The 212-nt window shown below is 50.5% G+C and carries 1 protein-coding gene; it reads right to left on the minus strand.

Features of this window, described 5'->3' with window-relative positions; genetic code table 11:
• The coding region (locus WH277_RS00780; protein WP_339503817.1) for a flagellar cap protein FliD N-terminal domain-containing protein at positions 1-212 on the minus strand (212 nt) is incomplete at both ends.

Below are 212 nucleotides of genomic sequence, written 5' to 3' on the forward strand. Positions count from 1 at the left end.
TACAGCCCTTTTTTCGCACTGCTGCTGGCATTAAGTGTGACGTAACCTTCCTGGCTGGCCGTGGCACTGTTTTTCACCATGCCGCCGCTGCTACCACTAACGGAAAAGCCTTTCAAAGCTGACTGAAAATCTGTCAGCGCCGTTTTTAACGTCGTCAGTGCTTTTTGCTCTGCGGAAACCCGATTTTGCTGATTTTTCAGCTGGGACTGCTG

It is taken from the genome of Erwinia sp. MYb416 (genome assembly GCF_037479575.1).
GTDB classification, from domain to species: Bacteria; Pseudomonadota; Gammaproteobacteria; order Enterobacterales; family Enterobacteriaceae; genus Erwinia; species Erwinia rhapontici.